At 54.2% G+C, this 20,293-nt stretch carries 19 protein-coding genes; 9 read left to right on the top strand and 10 right to left on the bottom strand.

Going from position 1 to position 20,293, the window contains the following annotated elements; translation table 11 throughout:
• Positions 1 to 60: 60 nt before the first annotated feature.
• On the bottom strand, positions 61 to 624 hold the full coding sequence (gene ahpC, locus ACLJTG_RS10430) for an alkyl hydroperoxide reductase subunit C (protein WP_000052802.1): 564 nt from the start codon (positions 622 to 624) through the stop codon (positions 61 to 63).
• Between the two features lie 440 nt (positions 625 to 1,064).
• Here ahpC and dsbG point away from each other — a divergent pair, with 440 nt between their 5' ends.
• From dsbG to ACLJTG_RS10450, 4 genes are all read left to right on the top strand, one after another.
• A complete protein-coding gene (dsbG, locus tag ACLJTG_RS10435; protein WP_079951140.1) occupies positions 1,065 to 1,811 on the top strand; it encodes a thiol:disulfide interchange protein DsbG in 747 nt (248 codons plus the stop codon).
• Between the two features lie 316 nt (positions 1,812 to 2,127).
• Entirely contained in the window at positions 2,128 to 3,030 is a 903-nt protein-coding gene (gene citR / locus ACLJTG_RS10440) for a DNA-binding transcriptional repressor CitR (RefSeq protein ID WP_001578022.1), read from the top strand.
• A 165-nt stretch (positions 3,031 to 3,195) separates the two neighbouring features.
• Positions 3,196 to 4,431 carry a phosphoadenosine phosphosulfate reductase gene (locus tag ACLJTG_RS10445; RefSeq protein ID WP_023227385.1) on the top strand — a complete coding sequence of 412 codons (1,236 nt, stop codon included), beginning with the start codon at positions 3,196 to 3,198 and terminating at the stop codon, positions 4,429 to 4,431.
• Complete coding sequence (locus ACLJTG_RS10450) at positions 4,404 to 5,021, top strand: IbrB-like domain-containing protein (RefSeq protein ID WP_001164759.1); 618 nt, start codon at positions 4,404 to 4,406, stop codon at positions 5,019 to 5,021. The genes ACLJTG_RS10445 and ACLJTG_RS10450 overlap by 28 nt, the downstream gene beginning before the upstream one ends.
• Here the strand turns inward: ACLJTG_RS10450 and ACLJTG_RS10455 are convergent, their stop codons facing one another.
• The gene (locus ACLJTG_RS10455; RefSeq protein ID WP_198898219.1) at positions 5,022 to 6,182 is read right to left on the bottom strand and encodes a pyridoxal phosphate-dependent aminotransferase; all 1,161 of its coding nucleotides are present in this window, start codon (positions 6,180 to 6,182) and stop codon (positions 5,022 to 5,024) included.
• 126 nt (positions 6,183 to 6,308) lie between these two features.
• Here ACLJTG_RS10455 and ACLJTG_RS10460 point away from each other — a divergent pair, with 126 nt between their 5' ends.
• Positions 6,309 to 7,397, top strand: a complete 1,089-nt coding sequence (locus ACLJTG_RS10460) for an oxidoreductase (RefSeq protein ID WP_001016861.1) — start codon at positions 6,309 to 6,311, stop codon at positions 7,395 to 7,397.
• A gap of 35 nt (positions 7,398 to 7,432) precedes the next feature.
• Here ACLJTG_RS10460 and ACLJTG_RS10465 read toward each other — a convergent pair whose 3' ends face one another.
• The 7 genes from ACLJTG_RS10465 to entC all read right to left on the bottom strand — a co-directional run bounded on the left by ACLJTG_RS10465 (position 7,433) and on the right by entC (position 14,818).
• The gene (locus ACLJTG_RS10465) at positions 7,433 to 7,630 is read right to left on the bottom strand and encodes a YbdD/YjiX family protein (protein ID WP_000460619.1); all 198 of its coding nucleotides are present in this window, start codon (positions 7,628 to 7,630) and stop codon (positions 7,433 to 7,435) included.
• A 63-nt stretch (positions 7,631 to 7,693) separates the two neighbouring features.
• On the bottom strand, positions 7,694 to 9,799 hold the full coding sequence (gene cstA / locus ACLJTG_RS10470) for a pyruvate/proton symporter CstA (protein WP_001043108.1): 2,106 nt from the start codon (positions 9,797 to 9,799) through the stop codon (positions 7,694 to 7,696).
• A gap of 181 nt (positions 9,800 to 9,980) precedes the next feature.
• Positions 9,981 to 10,394 carry a proofreading thioesterase EntH gene (entH, locus tag ACLJTG_RS10475; RefSeq protein WP_000637966.1) on the bottom strand — a complete coding sequence of 138 codons (414 nt, stop codon included), beginning with the start codon at positions 10,392 to 10,394 and terminating at the stop codon, positions 9,981 to 9,983.
• A gap of 2 nt (positions 10,395 to 10,396) precedes the next feature.
• Complete coding sequence (gene entA / locus ACLJTG_RS10480; RefSeq protein ID WP_410958962.1) at positions 10,397 to 11,152, bottom strand: 2,3-dihydro-2,3-dihydroxybenzoate dehydrogenase EntA; 756 nt, start codon at positions 11,150 to 11,152, stop codon at positions 10,397 to 10,399.
• Positions 11,152 to 12,009, bottom strand: a complete 858-nt coding sequence (locus ACLJTG_RS10485; protein ID WP_001007166.1) for an isochorismatase — start codon at positions 12,007 to 12,009, stop codon at positions 11,152 to 11,154. Before ACLJTG_RS10485 ends, entA begins: the two co-directional genes overlap by 1 nt.
• A gap of 13 nt (positions 12,010 to 12,022) precedes the next feature.
• Positions 12,023 to 13,633, bottom strand: a complete 1,611-nt coding sequence (gene entE / locus ACLJTG_RS10490) for a (2,3-dihydroxybenzoyl)adenylate synthase EntE (protein ID WP_079951142.1) — start codon at positions 13,631 to 13,633, stop codon at positions 12,023 to 12,025.
• Between the two features lie 9 nt (positions 13,634 to 13,642).
• Positions 13,643 to 14,818 carry an isochorismate synthase EntC gene (gene entC, locus ACLJTG_RS10495; RefSeq protein ID WP_000367601.1) on the bottom strand — a complete coding sequence of 392 codons (1,176 nt, stop codon included), beginning with the start codon at positions 14,816 to 14,818 and terminating at the stop codon, positions 13,643 to 13,645.
• Between the two features lie 308 nt (positions 14,819 to 15,126).
• On the opposite strand from entC, the gene fepB reads away from it, so the two are divergent.
• The gene (gene fepB, locus ACLJTG_RS10500) at positions 15,127 to 16,083 is read left to right on the top strand and encodes a Fe2+-enterobactin ABC transporter substrate-binding protein (protein WP_198898218.1); all 957 of its coding nucleotides are present in this window, start codon (positions 15,127 to 15,129) and stop codon (positions 16,081 to 16,083) included.
• Positions 16,084 to 16,145: 62 nt separating this feature from the next.
• On the opposite strand, the gene entS is transcribed toward fepB, so the two are convergent.
• Positions 16,146 to 17,390 (bottom strand): enterobactin transporter EntS, encoded by a 1,245-nt coding sequence (gene entS / locus ACLJTG_RS10505; protein WP_023193448.1) that lies wholly within the window; start codon positions 17,388 to 17,390, stop codon positions 16,146 to 16,148.
• A 110-nt stretch (positions 17,391 to 17,500) separates the two neighbouring features.
• Between entS and fepD the strand changes: the two genes are divergently transcribed.
• Genes fepD through fepC form a run of 3 tightly spaced genes read left to right on the top strand, consistent with a single transcriptional unit; the run spans position 17,501 to position 20,288 of the window.
• On the top strand, positions 17,501 to 18,508 hold the full coding sequence (gene fepD, locus ACLJTG_RS10510; protein ID WP_001277879.1) for a Fe(3+)-siderophore ABC transporter permease: 1,008 nt from the start codon (positions 17,501 to 17,503) through the stop codon (positions 18,506 to 18,508).
• Complete coding sequence (gene fepG / locus ACLJTG_RS10515) at positions 18,508 to 19,497, top strand: iron-enterobactin ABC transporter permease (RefSeq protein ID WP_000480064.1); 990 nt, start codon at positions 18,508 to 18,510, stop codon at positions 19,495 to 19,497. The genes fepD and fepG overlap by 1 nt, the downstream gene beginning before the upstream one ends.
• The gene (fepC, locus tag ACLJTG_RS10520; protein ID WP_000140620.1) at positions 19,494 to 20,288 is read left to right on the top strand and encodes an iron-enterobactin ABC transporter ATP-binding protein; all 795 of its coding nucleotides are present in this window, start codon (positions 19,494 to 19,496) and stop codon (positions 20,286 to 20,288) included. Before fepG ends, fepC begins: the two co-directional genes overlap by 4 nt.
• The last annotated feature ends 5 nt before the right edge of the window (positions 20,289 to 20,293 follow it).

Genomic DNA, 20,293 nt, shown 5'->3' on the forward strand with positions numbered 1-20,293 from the left:
TAAGTGACCGGGGTGAGCAGGCAACGCCAACGCAGCTATTGCGTGAAAGACGACGGAAATTTAGATTTTACCGACCAGGTCTAAGGATGGAGCCAGAGTCGCTTCACCTTCTTTCCATTTCGCCGGGCATACTTCGCCTGGGTGAGCGGCAACATACTGTGCTGCTTTAATTTTACGCAGCAGGTCAGACGCGTCACGGCCGATACCTTCAGCGGTAACTTCGATCGCCTGGATGATACCCTGCGGGTCAACAACAAAGGTCGCACGGTCTGCCAGACCTTCATCTTCACGCATGTTGTCGAAGTTACGGGTCAGGGCGCCAGTCGGGTCGCCGATCATCGCATATTTGATTTTTGCGATAGTTTCAGAGCTGCTGTGCCATGCTTTGTGCGTAAAGTGAGTATCGGTTGAGACGGAATAAACGTCTACGCCCAGCTTCTGCAGTTCTTCGTAATGGTCGGCAACGTCACCCAGTTCAGTCGGGCAAACAAAGGTAAAATCGGCTGGGTAGAAGAAGAAGACGCTCCAGCGGCCTTCGGTATCTTTCTCGGTGACTTCAATGAATTCACCGTTTTTGAACGCCTGGTTTTTGAAAGGTTTGATTTTGGTGTTAATTAAGGACATCTATACTTCCTCCGTGTTTTCGTTGAGGAGTAAGTTAACGAAATTTTGCTGATTCGGCTAATGCGTTTCCATTATCAAATCAATAAGCGTTAACTAACAACCCGATTAGGGCGACATTGTGAACACTGCGCCCTGTCAGCCATCTAAAGTAAAAAGGCCGCCTGACAGGCGGCCCCATTACCTGAACTACCCGTAGGTAACTTCAGAGCCAGTACGACTCGTCTTGCAAATGGCAGGCGTATTGCCTGCCACTCGAAATCCATAGCGTATATGCTGGCTAAGTGTTGCGCTCTACATTACCTTAACAAAGGCTGTAACAGCGAAAAGGATTACATCACCCCAGCATAGAAAGGGCAATCCTGGCACGCCAGCTCTTACCTATGTCTGCGATAGGCATCATCATTAATACTCTTTTCGCTTTGATATTAAAAGGAAAAAATATGATTAAACGTACATTGCTGCTTGCTATGCTGCCCATTCTCGCCCACGCGGATGAACTGCCTGCGCCGGTTAAAGCCATTGAAAAACAGGGTATAACTATCCTGAAATCCTTCGAGGCGCCGGGGGGTATGAAGGGCTATCTCGGAAAGTATCAGGATATGGGCGTCACGATTTATCTGACGCCGGACGGTAAACACGCGATTTCCGGCTATATGTATAATGAAAAAGGTGAAAATCTTAGCAACGCCCTGATAGAAAAAGAGATCTATGCGCCAGCCGGACGTGAAATGTGGCAGAAAATGGAAAAAGCGTCATGGATACTCGACGGTAAAAAAGACGCGCCGGTGGTGCTGTATGTCTTTGCCGATCCTTTCTGCCCCTATTGTAAGCAGTTTTGGCAACAAGCTCGTCCGTGGGTCGAATCCGGCAAGGTACAATTACGCACATTACTGGTCGGCGTGATTAAACCGGAAAGCCCGGCCACAGCCGCAGCGATTTTAGCCGCGAAAGACCCGGCGAAAACCTGGCATGACTATGAAGCCTCCGCAGGAAAGATGAAGCTGGAGGTTCCTGCGTCCATCCCCCCGGCGCAGATGAAAGTCATTAATCAGAATCAGCAGTTAATGGACGATCTTGGCGCTAACGCGACGCCAGCAATTTATTACATGAATAAAGATAAGATTTTGCAACAGGTTGTTGGTTTACCGGAAAAAGCGCAACTGGACGCCATGATGGGGCAGCCTTAACGCAGAAATTAGCAAGGCAGAAGCTTAACCGTACCCCGCCCGACAGCGCTACGTTTGTCGGGCCAACCTCCTCCCGGTATTAACGCGACGCCAGACCAGCATGTCATCCGGCACAGCCTTTTTAGGCTAGCGGCGTGATTATATCAGTGTAAGTTATGTTCGCCTTTACCGTAATTATTTACTCGCTAAAATATTCATAACTGTGGTATTTTAGTTTAAATAAACTCTACATTAAGTTTAATAAACATAATTCTGGTAAATTATTGAGATTAAGTCATAATCATGGGAGATACCATGATAATGCCGGGAAGATACTATGGCTAACCTTTACGACCTTAAAAAATTTGATCTTAACCTGTTGGTTATATTTGAATGTATCTATCAACATTTAAGCATTAGCAAAGCAGCGGAAACACTCTATATTACACCTTCTGCCGTCAGTCAGTCATTGCAACGCCTGCGCACGCAATTCAATGATCCTCTATTTATTCGTTCAGGCAAAGGAATTACGCCTACCGTAACAGGCATTAATTTACATTATCATTTAGAAAATAACCTTAACAGTCTGGAACAAACTATTAATATAATGAATCAGTCCAGCCTGAAGAAAAAATTTATTATCTACAGCCCACAGCTGTTGATCACTCAATATGCGATGAAATTAGTTAAATATATCCGCAAAGATCCACAGGTTGAAATTGAACATCACGACATTTTGACCACTGACGAACTGCCTGAAGATCTGCTTGCCTACCGCAAAGCAGATGTTGTGGTTTCAATGGCCCCACTTAATAATCGTTCTATTGTTTGTACTCACTTTAATAGGCTAGAATGTATCCTGGTTTGCAGTGAAAACCATCCCCGACTAGGCGACACCGCCACTATCGATGAAATTCTACAAGAGTCATTTACGCAACTCGTCTCCCGGGCAACCGGTATGAAAGAGTATCATTCACTTATAGATGATGTGCTGGGAGAGAGAATAATTGGTTTAAGAAGCAAATCGGTGATGACTATCGCCAACTCCATCAGCTCCACGGAGCTTATTGGTTTTTTACCACAAACATTTGTTGACTATTACTCTTCCTCTATCAAACTTAAAAAAGTCGCCACACCTTTTACCATTGCTCCTATACAATTCTATCTTATGTACAATAGAGCTTCGCTGAATAATAGCGGATTTGCTGAGCTCATTGAGCACATCACAAAAAAGCGTTAATAAGGAGATCAGAGAACGAGTAATAATATAAATTAAGTGTATACATTCGTAGAATGTATTTACTTAGAGAATATAATAAGACATTGCAAGTTCATATAATCAGATTATCCTTTATGTTAATTATTGCGAATATATTGTAGTTAACACATTGGAGACTATCCAGAGATGTCGGTTTATAAAGTTCCGCTTGAGCAAAATGTTCTGGAAGCGGCTCAAGAGCGTATAACATGGACCCTGAAAACTTTACCCCGGGTCTGCGTCTCATTTTCTGGTGGTAAAGATTCAGGACTTATGCTGCACCTGACGGCAACGTTGGCGCGCAAAATGAATAAAAAGATCCACGTTCTTTTCATTGACTGGGAAGCGCAATTCTCCTGTACTATCGCTTATATTGAATCGTTACGTGAATACTACGCGGACGTTATTGAGCGTTTTTATTGGGTCGCATTACCCTTAACCACACAAAATTCCCTTTCACAATACCAGCCGGAGTGGCAGTGTTGGCAGCCGGGAACCGACTGGGTACGACAACCGCCAGAAGATGCGATTACCGATCCGGCCTTTTTTTCCTTTTATCAACACGGCATGACTTTTGAACAGTTCGTTCGCGATTTTGCCGACTGGTTTTCAGAAAAGCGCCCTGCCGCTATGCTGGTCGGTATTCGTTCCGACGAATCCTATAACCGGTTTGTCGCTATCGCTAACTCGCATAAGCTGCGCTTTGCCGACGATAAGCCCTGGACCACGTTGGCCCCCAAGGGGCACACCTGGTATATCTACCCCATCTATGACTGGAAAACCGCAGATATCTGGACCTGGTTCGCCAAAACAGGTAAATCATGTAACCCCTTGTATAATTTGATGTATCAGGCTGGCGTACCGGTCCGTTACATGCGTATTTGCGAACCATTCGGCCCGGAACAACGGCAGGGGTTATGGCTGTATCATGTTATCGAACCTGAGCGCTGGGCGGCCATGTGCGCCAGAGTCAGCGGCGTACTCAGCGGAGGAATATACGCCGGGCAGGACAGCCATTTTTACGGCCACCGGAAAATTTTAAAACCCGATCACCTTAACTGGGAGGAGTACGCGCTGCTCCTGCTACACAGTATGCCTGAAGTCACTGCCGAACATTACCGTAATAAAATCGCCGTTTATTTGCAGTGGTATAAGAAAAAAGGCATGAACACCATTCCACAGACGCAGCAGGGCGATATCGGATCGCGGGATATTCCGTCATGGCGACGGATCTGCAAAGTATTACTGAACAATGATTACTGGTGCCGGGCGCTGTCATTCAGTCCGACAAAACCTAAGAGTTACCAGCGTTATAACGAACGCATGAAAGCTAAACGCCAGGAATGGGGGATCTTATGCAACACCGACTCACAACCGAAATAACTCACTTTCTCTCTGGACTGCCTGAAGAGGAAAGGATCGCCGCCATTAATGAATTTAGAATGGCGATACATAACGTTAGTCCTTTTCGCGATGAGCCTGTCGATTGTGTCCTGTGGGTGAAAAACGATCATATTTCGCCTAATGACTACAACCCGAATAACGTTGCGCCGCCGGAGAAAAAATTGCTGCTTAAATCGATTGAAAAAGATGGGTTTACTCAGCCGATTGTGGTGGTAAAGGCCAATACGGAGGAATACGAGATTGTAGACGGCTTTCACCGTCATGAGTTGGGCAAAGGAAAAGCGGTCCTGAAAAGGCGCCTGAAAGGTTATCTGCCGGTAGCGTGTCTGGACAGAGAACGTCACGAACGGATGGCGGCAACCATCCGGCATAACCGCGCGCGCGGACGCCACCAGATCCACGCCATGTCCGAAATCGTACGCGAACTTTCTCAGCTAGGCTGGGACGAGAGCAAAATCGGACAGGAGTTAGGTATGGACGCCGATGAAGTCCTGCGCCTGAAACAGATCAACGGACTGCAGGAACTTTTTGCAGACCGTCGATTCTCCAGAGCGTGGACGGTTAAATAACTACAGTTTACACAGGCGCTCTGCGGCGGCCAGCAGCGTTGATTCCTGTTTAGCGAAACATAAACGTATAAGCTGATGCGGGAAAGGGGCGGCGCAAAAGACAGAGAGCGGAATAGCGGCGACACCGACTTCTTCGGTTAGCCACTGGCAAAACTCAACGTCATTTAGCGTCGACACTGCGCTGTAATCGATTAAAAGAAAATAGGTACCTTCACAGGGCAGTACTTTTAATCGGCTTTTCGCCAGCGCGTTAACCAGCACATCGCGTTTTTTCCGGTAAAAATCGGGTAACGCGCGATAGTGTTCCGGCGCGGCGCGCAGCATATCCGCCAGCGCCAGTTGCGCCGGCGTATTGACGCAAAACGTCAGGTACTGGTGAACTTTGCGTATTTCGGCGCTAATAGCCGCAGGCGCAACGCAGTAACCAATCTTCCATCCCGTCATATGAAAGGTTTTACCAAACGATGAAACGGCAACCGCCCGCTCTCGTAACTGAGGGTGCGCCAATACGCTGGCATGACCTTCGGCGGCAAAACAAATATGCTCGTACACTTCATCGCTTAATACATAAATTTCCCGCTCGCCGATAGCCTGCCACAGCGCCTCGATATCCGCCTGACGCCAGACGGTAGCGGTGGGATTATGCGGCGTATTGAGGATCACCAGCCGCGTGCGCTCGCTAAGCAACGCCGAAAACGCCTGCCAGTCGACGCGAAAATGCGGCGGCGTAAGCGCTATGCGTTTTAACACGCCGCCGGAAAGCGCCACGGCCGGGGCATAGCTGTCGTAACTGGGATCGAAACAGATAACCTCATCCCCTGCCCGCACCAGCGCGGTAATCGCCGCATACAGCGCTTCTGTCGCGCCCGCCGTGACGGTGATATCACTTACGTCATCGGGTCGATAACCATATATTTCCGCCGTTTTATCGGCTATGGCCTCCCGCAGCGCCTGCGCGCCCGTCATCGGCGCATATTGATTCGCGCCCTGCGCGACATGATAAGCCAACCGCTCGTGCAAATAAGAAGGACCATCAAAATCAGGGAAGCCTTGAGATAAATTTATTGCCTGATGTTTCTGCGCCAGCGCGCTCATTTGCGTAAAAATCGTGGTGCCAAGATTGGGCAATTTGCTCTTTGGAATCAGTGGGTTATTTCTCATTATCTTCATACCCGCCAGTGATGTGGTTGTTGACACACTATCACAGGGTGTTAGTATTTGGCAATCAAGACGTTTAGATGTCTAAATATAATAACAGCGGTGAGAAGACCCTAAGGACAACACAACATGAACCACACTGAGATCCGCGTCGTTACCGGCCCGGCGAATTATTTTTCCCATGCAGGAAGCCTCGAAAGACTGACCGACTTTTTCACGCCGGAACAGCTTTCCCACGCTGTTTGGGTGTACGGCGAACGCGCGATTGCCGCCGCCCGGCCTTACCTGCCGGAAGCATTTGAACGTGCTGGCGCAAAACATCTGCAATTTACCGGCCATTGTAGCGAACGCCATGTTGCCCAACTGGCGCACGCCTGCAACGACGATCGTCAGGTGGTGATAGGCGTCGGCGGCGGCGCGCTGCTCGATACCGCCAAAGCGCTCGCCCGCCGTCTGGCGTTGCCGTTTGTCGCTATCCCGACGATCGCGGCGACCTGCGCCGCCTGGACACCGCTTTCCGTCTGGTATAACGACGCGGGACAGGCGTTACAGTTCGAAATTTTTGATGATGCCAATTTTCTGGTGCTGGTCGAACCGCGCATTATTCTGCAGGCGCCCGATGACTATCTGTTAGCTGGCATTGGCGATACGCTGGCGAAATGGTATGAAGCCGTTGTGCTTGCGCCGCAGCCTGAAACGTTGCCATTGACCGTAAGGCTGGGCATTAACAGCGCGTGCGCTATTCGCGATCTCCTGCTGACCAGCAGCGAACAAGCATTAGCGGATAAACAGCAGCGTCGGCTGACCCAGGCATTTTGCGACGTGGTGGATGCGATTATTGCTGGCGGCGGTATGGTCGGCGGCCTCGGGGAACGCTATACCCGTGTCGCCGCCGCCCATGCGGTACACAACGGTCTGACCGTTCTGCCGCAAACGGAAAAATTCCTGCACGGAACGAAAGTGGCTTATGGCATTCTGGTGCAAAGCGCGCTACTGGGACAAGATGACGTGCTGGCGCAATTGATTACAGCGTACCGGCGATTTCATCTGCCGACCCGGCTTAGCGAACTGGACGTGGATATTCATAACACCGCCGAGATCGATAGGGTAATCGCGCATACCCTGCGCCCGGTCGAATCCATCCACTATTTACCGGTGACGTTAACGCCAGACACCCTGCGTGCGGCGTTTGAAAAAGTTGAATTTTTCAGAATATAGCCTGGTGGCGTTGCGCTTGTCAGACCTGGCAACACTCAGCAGCAACGCGCGCCGCCTTTTCCACCATAGCGCGCATCCTGCCGCTCGCGGAAAAATTCTTCATAGGTCATCGGCGTCTGATCCGGATGCGTTATGCGCATATGTTCCACATAGTTGTCGTAGTCTGGCACGCCAATCATCATTTTTGCTGCCTGTCCCAGATATTTTCCGGCTTTCGAAAGCGTATCGAACATCGTTGTCACCTGTCATCCAAACGCCCTCTCCTTATTCTGGAGAGGGCTATTGATGAAAAAAGATTAGTGCGCGCCTTTCGCCTGCGTCACGATCTCATCCACATTTTCCGGCATCGGCTCATACGGCGTTTCATTCGCCGTCGGTTTATCAATCTTCAGAGCGGCCAGCGCCGTCTTAATAGAGAAGACCGCCAGCACCACGACCACCACCATAAAGAAGATGGTTAGCCCGGCATCCAGACGGTTATTGAATACCAACTGCGCGAGCTGCGATTCGGTGTACTGCGGCGGAATATTGCCGCTGTCGATCATTGCCTGGAACTTATTGGCAATGGCCAGGAAGCCGATTTTCGCATCCGGACTAAACGCTTTCTGCCAGCCCGCCGTCAGCGTACAAATCAGCAGCCAGGCCGTTGGCACCAGCGCGACCCACGCATAACGCTGACGCTTCATTTTGAACAGTACCACGGCGCAAAGCATCAGCGCCATACCCGCCAGCATCTGGTTAGCGATGCCAAACAGCGGCCACAGGGTGTTAATACCGCCCAACGGATCGACCACGCCCTGATGGAGGAAATACCCCCACGCCAGCACGCACAATGCCGTAGCAAGCAGGTTCGCTGGCAGCGAATCGGTACGTTTCAGCCCTGGCGACACTACGCCCAACAGATCCTGCAACATAAAGCGCGCCGCACGGGTACCCGCATCCACCGCCGTCAGAATAAACAGCGCTTCAAACAGAATGGCGAAGTGATACCAAAACGCCACATCCATCATGCCGCCCAAGGCGCCATGTAAAATGTAGGCCATCCCTACCGCCAGCGTTGGCGCACCGCCTGCGCGGGAGATAATGGATTGTTCGCCGACTTCATTGGCAATCTGGTGTAACGTATCCGGCGTGATAGCGAAACCCCAACTACTGACCACCTGCGCGGCAGAAGCTACGACATCCGCTGTCCCCGCTGGCGCCAGTACCGCCATCGGGCTATTCATCGCAAAGTAAACGCCCGGATCGATAATACAGGCGGAGACCAGCGCCATAATGGCGACGAAAGATTCCATTAACATCCCGCCGTAGCCGATAAAGCAGGCCTGGCCTTCGTTGGCCAACATCTTCGGCGTCGTGCCGGAGGAAATGAGCGCATGGAAACCGGAGACCGCGCCGCAGGCAATGGTAATAAACAGGAACGGGAACAGGTCGCCCGTCCAGACCGGTCCGGTACCATCAACAAATTTGGTCAGAGCTGGCATAGTCAGCGTCGGACGCATAATCAGAATCCCGACCGCCAGACCGACAATCGTACCAATTTTCAGGAAGGTAGAGAGGTAATCACGCGGCGCGAGCAGCAGCCAGACCGGCAGTACCGCCGCGACAAAACCATACCCCACCAGCATCCAGGTAAGCTGCACGCCAGTAAAATCAAAGTACGGCGCCCAGGTTGGGCTTGCCGCCACCCATCCGCCGGAAATAATAGCGAAAATAAGAAATACCAGCCCAATGACCGACACCTCGCCGATGCGCCCCGGACGCAGATAACGCAGGTAGATGCCCATAAAAATCGCCAGTGGAATAGTGAACGCGACAGTGTACGTTCCCCACGGGCTATGGGTCAGCGCTTTCACCACGATCATCGCCAGGACGGCCAGAATGATCACCATGATCATAAAGCAGGCCACCAGCGCGATCACCCCTGCCGTCGCGCCCATCTCCTCTTTAACCAGCTCGCCAAGCGAACGCCCATCGCGCCGGGTCGAGACGAACAGCACCATAAAGTCCTGCACCGCTCCCGCCAGCACGACGCCCGCCAGCAGCCAGATCATCCCCGGCAGATAGCCCATCTGCGCCGCCAGTACCGGCCCGACCAGCGGACCTGCGCCAGCAATGGCCGCAAAATGGTGACCGAACAGCACTTTCTTATCGGTCGGGACATAATCCAGACCATCATTATGACGTACCGCGGGCGTCATACGCGTTGGGTCAACCGCCAGCACTTTTTTGGCGATATAGAGCCCATAAAAACGATACGCAATTAGATAGACACAGACCGACGCCACCACGATCCATAGCGCGTTGATCTGTTCCCCACGATTTAACGCAATATAGCCCAGGGCAAACGCACCCAATACTGAGAGCGCTGTCCAGACGAGGTATTTCCCTGATTTATTCATAGTTGTTGTCCGTTTGGGTGTTCCAGAGAGATGTTACATTTTGTTTCTATAACACCTTTACCGTAATTAACAACACAACAACATGATAAAACCGGATTGTTACCCATTTTTTACATTACAGTGTTAACCAGATCACTTCCTTTCTTCGTTAATGCTGCAATTGCATTTTACTTTGCCAGAACTATCCCATTACCGCCGTTCCCAGGCGACAAGTGCAGCAGCGCCTCCCCTGCTCGTCAAAGAGCGTAATTTCCCAGCTTTGATTCTGCCGCCCCAGATGCAGCGGCAGGCAAACGCCGCGTACTTTCCCCTGCGAGACGGCGCGGTGGTGAGTGGCGTTTAACTCGGTCCCGACCACGCACTGCCCGTCGCGGGTCATCAGATAACCGGCCATTGATCCCAACGTCTCCGCCAGCGCTGCCGATGCGCCGCCGTGTAGCAGACCAAACGGTTGATGAGTGCGGGCATCGACGGGCATTTCCGCCTCCAGCACGTCATCGCCCAGACGGGTGTAAACAATGCCCAGATGCGCCACCAGCGTGTTCTGACTGGTAGCGTTCAATTCATCCAGCGTTAAATGCCGTTTCCAGATCATCGTCAGGCTCCCAATGTTGAACCGCCGTCCACCACGATATCCTGCAAGGTAATGTGGCTGGCCAGATCGGAGGCAAGAAACAAAATGGTATTGGCTATCTCCTGCGGACGGGCGATTTTACCGAGCGGTATGCCGAGCTTAAACTGTTCGCCGAAACCGCGAATACGCTGCTGTTCGGCATCTTCACTTACCCATAACGTGCGCTGCATATCGGTGTCGGTCGAACCGGGCGACACCACATTACAGCGCACCCCACAGCCCGCCAGCTCCAGCCCTACGGATAGCGCCAGGCTTTTCAGCGCCGCTTTAGAGGCGCCGTAGGCGCTCATACCGATGCGCGGCGTATGCGCCGCATCTGAGGCTACGGTGACAATCGCCCCTCCCTGCTGACGGCGAAACTGCGCCATCGTCTGGGAAAACAGGTTAAATGCCCCGCCCACATTGACCGCAAATGTCTGCTGCCAGTCGTCAACGCTAAGCGCATCGGTCGCTCCCATACGCAAAATACCGGCGGCGTTGACCAGCACATCCAGCCGCGGCGTTTTTTGCAACACACGCTGGCACACCTGCGCAACCTGTGCGGCATCCGCCACATCCATGACTTCGGTAGCAAAGGGATAATTCTCTTGCGTAAATTCGCGATCGAAGCCGATCACCCGCGCCCCGGCGTCAACAAACGCCAGCGCCGTCGCGTAACCGATCCCTTTCCCCGCCCCGGTCACCCATACCGTTTTGTCTGAAAAATCAATACAGGGCATTACTCTACCCCGCGAGAAAGCAGCGCCCACCAGGCGTCAATGGTCGGGTTTTTCGCCAGCATCACGAAGTCGATATCGCCGTGTACTTTACGCCAGCGCGCCGCCAGCCCCATCATGCGTACTGAATCCAGGCCATAATCAATCAGGTTTTCATCATCCAGCGGCTCGTCGGTCTCATCCAGCAACGGCAGAATCAACGCCCGCAGCGCCGCTTTACTGGCAGGAACCGGCGTCGGCAGCAGCGATTCAGTCATGACGACGCGACCTGAACGCCCCGCCACATAGTTCAGCGCCATCAGATGCTCTTCCCGGCTGAAATCCGCCAGCGCATCCGCCACCATAAACGGCTTAATGTCGCGCATAAACGCATCGGTAGCGGTGGTCATACAGCCAATATGTGCATATACGCCGGTAATGATGAGCTGATTGCGTCCGGTATCTTTTAACATCTGTTCCAGCGGCGAGCGGTGAAACGCGCTATAACGCCACTTCACCAGTACCGTATCCGCCTCATCCGGCGTTAAGGCTTCTACCACCTTCTGCTGTTCCGGAGAGCGCGTCAGTCCCGGTCCCCACATATCATTGAGTAACGCGCGATCTTCATCGCTTTGCTCTTTCGGCTGAGCGGTGTAATAAACCGGGATATGATGTTCCTTACAGTACTGGCGCAGAGCGGCGATATTGGCAATTACCTGGTCCATCATTGGGCAGTTGCGGCCCCAAAAGCTGACAAAGTAATCCTGCATATCGTGGATGAGCAGCGCCGCGCGCTCCGGCTCAAATGCCCAGTTCACTTTGTTGGTCGGGATATCCAGTGCGGTGGGCAGCGCGTAAGACTGTAGTTTTGGAATGGCCATCTCTCTTTCTCCTTCAGAGCGGTGAACGTGACGCCAACCGCTGGCGTAATTGTTTTTTATCGACTTTACCAACCGGCGTCAGCGGCAGTGACGCAACGCACTCCACGCGATCCGGTAATTTAAATTCCGCCACGCCCTGCTCTCGCAGGAAACGGCGTACCTGTACCGCTCGCAGCGGCTCTTTTATCACCAGATATGCGCAACTTTTTTCTCCCAGCAGTTCATCTTCCATGCTGACCAGCGCCGCATGGATCACCGCCGGGTGGCGCAGTAACAGGTTTTCTATCTCTTCGGCGGCTATCTTCTCGCCGCCCCGATTGATCTGATCTTTTTCACGCCCGTGAACGGTGATGTAGCCGTCTTGATCAATGGAGATCAGATCGCCGGAACAGTAAAAACCGTTGGCGTCAAAGGCGCTGACATTGTGTTGCGGACTGTTGAAATAGCCGCGAAAAGTATAGGGGCCGCGCGTCATCAGACGACCAATCTCGCCCGGCGGCAGTGGATTCCCGTCGGCATCCGCCACCCACACTTCGTCGTCCGGACACATGGGTCTTCCCTGGGTATTGATAATCCGTTCCGGGCTATCGTCCAGCCGGGTATAGTTCACTAACCCTTCCGCCATGCCGAAGACCTGCTGCAACTGACAGCCAATTTCAGCCGGAATACGGGCGGCAAGCGTCGCAGAAAGCCGCGCGCCGCCAACCTGCAATAACCTTAATGACGCCAGCGGCGCATTGCCGCCCCACTCCTGGATAGCCTGTAGCCATAGACTGACCGCGGGCGGCACCAGCGCCGTGGCATTAATCTGGTGTTTTTCGATCAGCGGGAAACAGAGCGTGGCGCTAGGATCGGTCGCCAGCACTACCGTTCCTTTGGCGAGAAAAACGCCCAGCGCGCCCGGCGAACTCATGGCGTAGTTATGCGCGGCGGGAATCGCGCACAGAAAACGCGTCTCCTCGTTGAAACCGCAAATCTCATTGCTGCGGCGCACGCTGTAGTAATAGTCGTTATGGGTACGGGGAATAAGCTTTGGCGTGCCGGTAGTACCGCCGGAAAGCTGAAAGTAGGCCACTTCGTCAGCAGGTGATGGCGTGGCGGTGAAATCTTCCGCCGCCTGCCGCATCGCCGCGTCCAGGCTGTGATCGCCGTCGTCGTTGCGCAATAACACCACCCGCACAGAGCGGTGTTCGGCCACAAACGTGTTGAGAAAGTCCTCCCCGGCGAACAGCGTATGTTGGCGATCGGCAATCACTAGCGTCGGCGCGATCTGCATCGCATAGGCGTTAAGTTCGGTACGTTGATGGCTAAACAGCGCCAGAACGGGCGCTACGCCAAGCTTCAACAGGGCGAAAAAGGTGATATACAGTTCCGGTACATTCCCCAGTTGCACCAGAGCGGTTTCGCCAGGTTTGATGCCCTGACGGCGTAAATAGCAGGCCAGATTATCTGCGGCCTGGTTGAGCTGGCGATAGCTGAATGCGCGCTCGCCTTCAATGACCGCCGCCTTGTCGCTGTCAGCGTGGCGGGTCAGAATATCGGTCAACGGCACGTCTTGCCAGTAGCCTTTTTCACGATAACGGCGGGCAAATTCATCCGGCCAACGGGTGAAAGGTATACGCATCATCGTTCCTTAATGCAGTCCAAAAACGTTCAACATTGTAGAGAGCTTGACGCCGGTTTCCCGCCACTCGCCGACTGGCGAAGAGGCAGGGACAATCCCGGCGCCGGCGAACAGGCGCACCTGATTACCGTGCAATTTCGCGCAACGAATCGTTACTACCCACTCGCCGTTTCCTTCGGCGTCGCACCAGCCGACAATGCCGCCAAACAGTTCACGATCGAACGGCTCCAGTTCAGCAATCAGCTTTTTCGCGACCTGATGGGGGAAACCGCTTAACGCAGGGGTCGGATGCAGCAGACAGGCCAGCGTCAGCGCGTTTTCTCCGGCGTTGGCCTTGCCCTCAAACGGCGTACCGAGATGCCATAGCGTCGGCGTGGTGATCAACTGCGGAGAGGAAGGTAATTGCAGTTCCGTGCTGCGATCGCGCAGGATCTGCTTCATCGCCTGCGTCACCAGCTCATGTTCATGGCGATCTTTTTGTGAAGCCAGCAGTCGGTTTCCCGCCTCGCGATCCAGAACGTCATCCGGCTGTCGGCGTGCCGAGCCTGCTAACGGCAGCGAACTAAACCGCTCGCCCTCCTTGCGTAGCAGCAATTCGGGGCTGGCGCCCAGCAGAACGCCGCCATCCGCCAGCGGCACATGGAAGTTGTAACTAACTGGATTCTGCGCAACCAGCCGCTCCAGCAATGCTCCGCTATCCACCGCCACATCAGTGGTGATATCTATCAGCCGGGAAAGCACCACTTTATCGACGTCTGGCGTGGCGGTCAGCATAGCCGCGCGTGCGACCATCGCTTCAAAAGCATCCTGCTCCGGAATCGCCTTTCGCGCCGTCACCGTCAGCGACTGATGGTCAGTAAAATAACGCGCCGTGCGCTGCTTTTGCTGGCGAGAAAAGGACTGCCACGCCATCGGGATAAATAGCGACGACGGCTGACGAGTATCAAAGGGGATCGCCCCCACCAGGATAGGGTTGGCGATGCCCTGCGATTTGGCCTCGGCAAACTGCTGGCGCAATTTCTGCTGGAAAGGGCTATCCGGCGAATCGCCGGCAACCGCAGGCTCGGTATAACGGGCGAAGCACCCGGAAGTGGTAAAACTGCGATACGGCGACATGAAGAAAAAGCGATCGGGAGCAAGCGTTGCCATTGTCTCCTGAGCGTCCTCGGCCAGTGACATATCCATATCATCCTCCAATGATAAAGGCTTATATACACTTCATCTTTCAAGCTGCCTCTTTGTTGGCTGCGATCAGAAACCCCGGTCACACAGTTATCTATGCTCGCGGGGATTTCTTCCCTTGCCGTTGCGATGCTTCTTGAATGATTTTGTGTATAATAATGATTATTATTTCTATTTTTAGTGCGCTAACCTAAGAGTAAAACGTCGCTCTGTCAACTCTGGTCATGAGTTAAATGGCACTAAGGCTTGCATCTCGCTGCCGCTGACATGAAAATGAGAAGCATTAACTTTATTAATAACAGGACGCTATTGTGAGACTCCCCGCCTTTTATCGTTGGCTGCTTTTAGTGGTTGGTTTATCAATTTCAGGAATATCCTTAGCCCAGGACGCCGGTTGGCCCCGGCAAATTCAGGACAGCCGCGGCGTTCATACTCTGGACCACAAACCCGCGCGTATCGTCTCTACCAGCGTGACGTTGACAGGCTCGCTGCTGGCGATTGATGCGCCCGTCGTCGCCAGCGGAGCCACTACGCCGAATAACCGCTTTGCCGACGATCAAGGGTTTATGCGCCAGTGGAGCGACGTAGCAAAGGCTCGCCATGTCACCCGGCTGTACATCGGCGAACCGAATGCCGAAACGGTCGCCGCGCAAATGCCGGATCTCATTTTGATTAGCGCCACCGGCGGCGACTCCGCGCTGGCGCTTTACGATCAGCTCTCCGCTATCGCGCCGACGCTCGTCATCAATTATGACGATAAAAGCTGGCAGAGTTTGCTCACGCAGCTTGGCGAGATCACCGGTCAGGAGAAACAGGCCGCCGCGCGAATAGCGGAATTTGAGGCGCAACTGACGACGGTTAAACAGCGAATCGCCCTGCCGCCGCAGCCGGTTAGCGCGCTGGTGTATACTCCTGCCGCGCATAGCGCCAATCTGTGGACGCCAGAATCAGCACAAGGCAAGCTATTGACGCAGTTAGGCTTTACGCTGGCGACATTGCCCCAAGGGCTGCAAACCAGCAAAAGCCAGGGTAAGCGCCACGATATCATTCAGCTTGGCGGTGAAAATCTGGCCGCCGGGTTAAACGGCGAATCTCTTTTCCTGTTTGCCGGCGACAACAACGATGTTGCGGCCCTTTACGCCAATCCGCTGCTGGCGCACCTGCCAGCGGTGCAAAATAAGCGCGTCTATGCCCTGGGTACGGAGACGTTCCGTCTGGATTATTACAGCGCAACGTTGCTGCTTAACCGACTGGCCGCCCTGTTTTAGCCTTATCGGAGTCTTATCCGACTGACCAGACAGATTTGGTCAGTCGGATAAACGCGTCTTCATCAGCCAGCATCGCTAACCGGCGGCGTCTGGCGAAAACGGCGTAGCTCGCCCAGCACTAACAGCAGCAGCAAACCGATAATCACCAGCCCGAATCCACTCACGCTCGCGGAAGCGACCGGCGTCATCATTGCGCCAAGACCGCCTAACAGCGCCGCGCCGATAGCGTCTCCCGTGACGTTTTGCGCGGTCCACAGGCCGTTCATTCGCCCCAACATATTTTCCGGCGTCTGGGTTTGCAGCAGGGTGTATTGTAATAACGAACTGATGGCGCTAAGCCAGCCAAACAGCGCCAGACAGATAACACCTGCGATCCAGACCGGCATGATGGCGAACACCCCCACCGCCAGAAAAGAACCGACTGTCGAAACCAGCATAATGAGCCCCGGACGAACGCTATGCGCCAGTTGTCCGCTGGTCAGCGCGCCAATGGCCGCCCCCAGCGGAATTGCCGCATACAGCAAACCGATTTGCGCCGCCGACATTTGCCAGCTCATCGCCAGCGCCGGATAGAGGACGCGTACCGCGCTTGCCATCGTCACCAGGCCGCCAAGCAGCGCAATACCGCCGATAAGCGGACTGGCGAGCAAAAAACGAAATGCCGCCAGTAACGCGATAAATGGATTTTCCCGCGGCTGCGGAGGAACAGGCAGTCGCGGCAGCGTCAGTAACGGCAATAGCGTAATAAACGTCCCGGCGGCCGCCAGCCCATAGTTCCAGGCTACGCCGCCGCTGGCAAGCAATATGCCCCCCAACATCGGCGAAATAACCGATCCCAGACGTACCGTCAGCATGGTAATCGCGCCGGCCTGCATCAGATTTTCTCTTCCGACCAGCGCTGGCGTCGCCGCCAGTAACGCGGTCACGCCCAGAGACGCGAAAAAGCCGTCCCACAGGCCAAGGAGATATATCGTCAGCAATGAGGGTTCCGGCAGCAGCGCGTTCACGCACAGGCCAATAAAGCCAATACCGCAAGTACCGCGCGCCAGCAGAATCACCTTTTTACGTTCGTAGCGATCGGCCAGCACACCGCCCACCATTAAGCCAATAAACATGGCGCCGCCGGTTAACGTTACCGACAGCCCTACCTGCCAGGTGGAGTGCGTCATCATTTGGATCTGTACCGGAACCGCCACGCCAAGCAGCCCCAGCGAGACAATAGAGATAAAACGGGCCAGAAATACTGCGCGAAATGCAGGGTGCGTCTTCAACAGGCTGAGATTGAGCAGCCAGGATTGTCGATTCATTACAACGCCTTAATGCGAGTTTTTTTAAATATCCATTCAATGGCTGCACATGCTAACATAACCAAATAAGATAGATAACGATAATTACTATCATTATCAGGGAAGTTACTATGTCATGCTCGTTTTCCGTGACGCGCGCGTTTGCCGTGCCCGGATTGTTGTTATTACTGAGTCTCGCCGCGGTTTTAAGCCTGGTCATTGGCGCGAAACCGCTGCCCGCCGCCGTCGTGCTGGAGGCGTTCACCGGCGTGTGCCAAAGCGCCGATTGCACCATCGTCCTGGATGCGCGTTTGCCGCGTACGCTGGCCGGATTACTGGCAGGCGGCGCGTTGGGTCTCGCCGGGGCGCTCATGCAAACACTTACTCGCAACCCGCTCGCCGACCCGGGGATTCTGGGCGTTAACAACGGCGCCAGCTTCGCCATTGTACTGGGCGCGGCGCTGTTTGGTTTCTCCACGCCGCTGGAGCAGCTTTTCATGGCATTTAGCGGCGCGCTTATCGCATCGCTGATTGTCGCCTTCACCGGTAGTCAGGGCGGCGGCCAGTTAAGCCCGGTCCGCCTGACACTGGCGGGCGTGGCGCTTGGCGCGGTACTGGAAGGACTGACCAGCGGCATCGCGCTGTTAAATCCAGAGGTCTATGATCAGCTTCGCTTCTGGCAGGCGGGATCGCTGGACATTCGTAGCCTGCAAACGTTGAAAGTCGCGCTCGCGCCCGTGGTTATCGCTGGGATCGTGGCGCTATTTCTGAGCCGAGCGCTGAACAGCCTGAGCCTCGGCAGCGATACCGCGACGGCGCTGGGGAGTAAAGTGGCGCGCACCCAACTTATCGGTTTACTGGCGATTACCGTCTTGTGCGGCAGCGCAACGGCGCTGGTCGGCCCTATCGCCTTTATTGGTCTGATGATGCCGCATATGGCGCGTTGGCTGGTGGGCGCAGACCACCGCTGGTCGCTGCCGGTAACACTACTGGCCACCCCTGCTCTGCTGCTTTTTGCCGATATTATTGGTCGTCTGTTGGTGCCGGGCGAACTCCGCGTATCGGTTGTCAGTGCGTTTATCGGCGCGCCGGTACTTATCTTTCTGGTACGCCGTAAATCGAACGGAGGCGGCCTGTGATGTTTCTTTCTCGTCGGCTTATCGTAAGTTGCCTGCTTCTGGCGGCTGGCTGCTTCGCCATTGGCTTATGGAGCCTGCAAAGCGGTGCCGTGCCCCTTGAGACCGGGCAGATTATTGCCGCGCTGCTGGGCGACGCGCCGCGTAACATCACCCTTGTCGTAACCGAATGGCGACTACCGCGCGTATTAATGGCGCTACTGATTGGCGCTGCGCTTGGCGTCAGTGGCGCGATTTTTCAGTCGTTGATGCGTAACCCGCTAGGCAGCCCTGATGTGATGGGCTTTAATACCGGCGCCTGGAGCGGCGTACTGGTCGCAATGGTCCTGTTTGGCCAGCATCTTACCGCGATCGCGCTGGCGGCAATGGCGGGCGGTATCGTCACGTCATTGATTGTCTGGCTGCTCGCCTGGCGTAACGGGATTGAAACTTTCCGGCTGATTATCATCGGTATCGGCATCCGCGCGATGTTAGTCGCCTTTAATACCTGGCTTCTGTTGCAGGCGTCGCTGGAAACGGCGCTCACCGCCGGCTTATGGAACGCCGGGTCGCTCAACGGTCTGACATGGGCAAAAACCTGGCCTTCGGCGCCGCTGATTATTGTGATGCTGACAGGCGCCGCGCTGCTGGTGCGTCGTATGCGGCTGCTGGAGATGGGCGATGACAGCGCCTGCGCGCTGGGTGTTAGCGTGGAGCGGTCACGCCTGATGCTGATGCTGGTGGCGGTGTCGCTCACCGCTGCGGCTACGGCACTGGCTGGCCCCATCTCGTTTATTGCCCTTGTCGCGCCGCACATCGCCCGCCGTCTTAGCGGCACAGCGCGCTGGGGATTAACCCAGTCGGCGCTGTGCGGCGCGTTATTACTACTGGCCGCCGATGCGTGCGCGCAGCAACTGTTTATGCCTTATCAGCTTCCAGTGGGCGTGGTCACCGTCAGCCTCGGCGGTATTTACCTTATCGTCTTGTTAATTCAGGAGTCCCGCAAAAAATGACCGAATCCGTAGCCCGTTTGCGCGGCGACCAGTTAACGCTGGGTTATGGCAGCTATACCGTCGCAAAAAACCTTAATGTTTCGATTCCGGACGGCCATTTTACCGCCATCATCGGCCCTAACGGCTGCGGCAAGTCAACGTTGCTACGCACGCTAAGCCGTCTGATGACGCCTGTTGACGGCCATGTCTGGCTGGATGGCGAACAAATACAGCGTTACGCCAGTAAAGAGGTGGCGCGGCGCATCGGATTGTTGGCGCAAAACGCTACCACGCCGGGCGATATCACCGTACAAGAGCTGGTCGCCAGAGGGCGGTATCCGCATCAGCCGTTATTTACCCGCTGGCGTAAGGAAGATGCCGATGCCGTCGCCAGTGCCATGCGTGCAACAGGTATCACCTCACTAGCGGCGCAAAGCGTAGATACTCTGTCCGGCGGCCAACGTCAGCGGGCGTGGATAGCCATGGTGCTGGCGCAGGAAACGTCCATCATGCTGCTGGATGAGCCGACAACGTGGCTGGATATTAGCCATCAAATTGATTTGCTGGAGTTGTTAAGCGATCTCAACCGCGAAAAAGGCTATACGCTCGCCGCCGTCCTGCATGACCTGAATCAGGCCTGCCGATACGCCACGCATTTGATTGCATTACGCGAAGGTAACATTGTTGCACAGGGCGCGCCGAAAGAGATTGTTACCGCTGAGCTTATCGAAAAAATCTATGGGCTGCGCTGTATGATTATCGACGATCCGGTTGCCGGGACGCCGCTGGTGGTACCGCTGGGGCGGCGATAGTCGTC

Source organism: Salmonella sp. SAL00672, from assembly GCF_046552175.1.
GTDB lineage: Bacteria > Pseudomonadota > Gammaproteobacteria > Enterobacterales > Enterobacteriaceae > Salmonella > Salmonella enterica.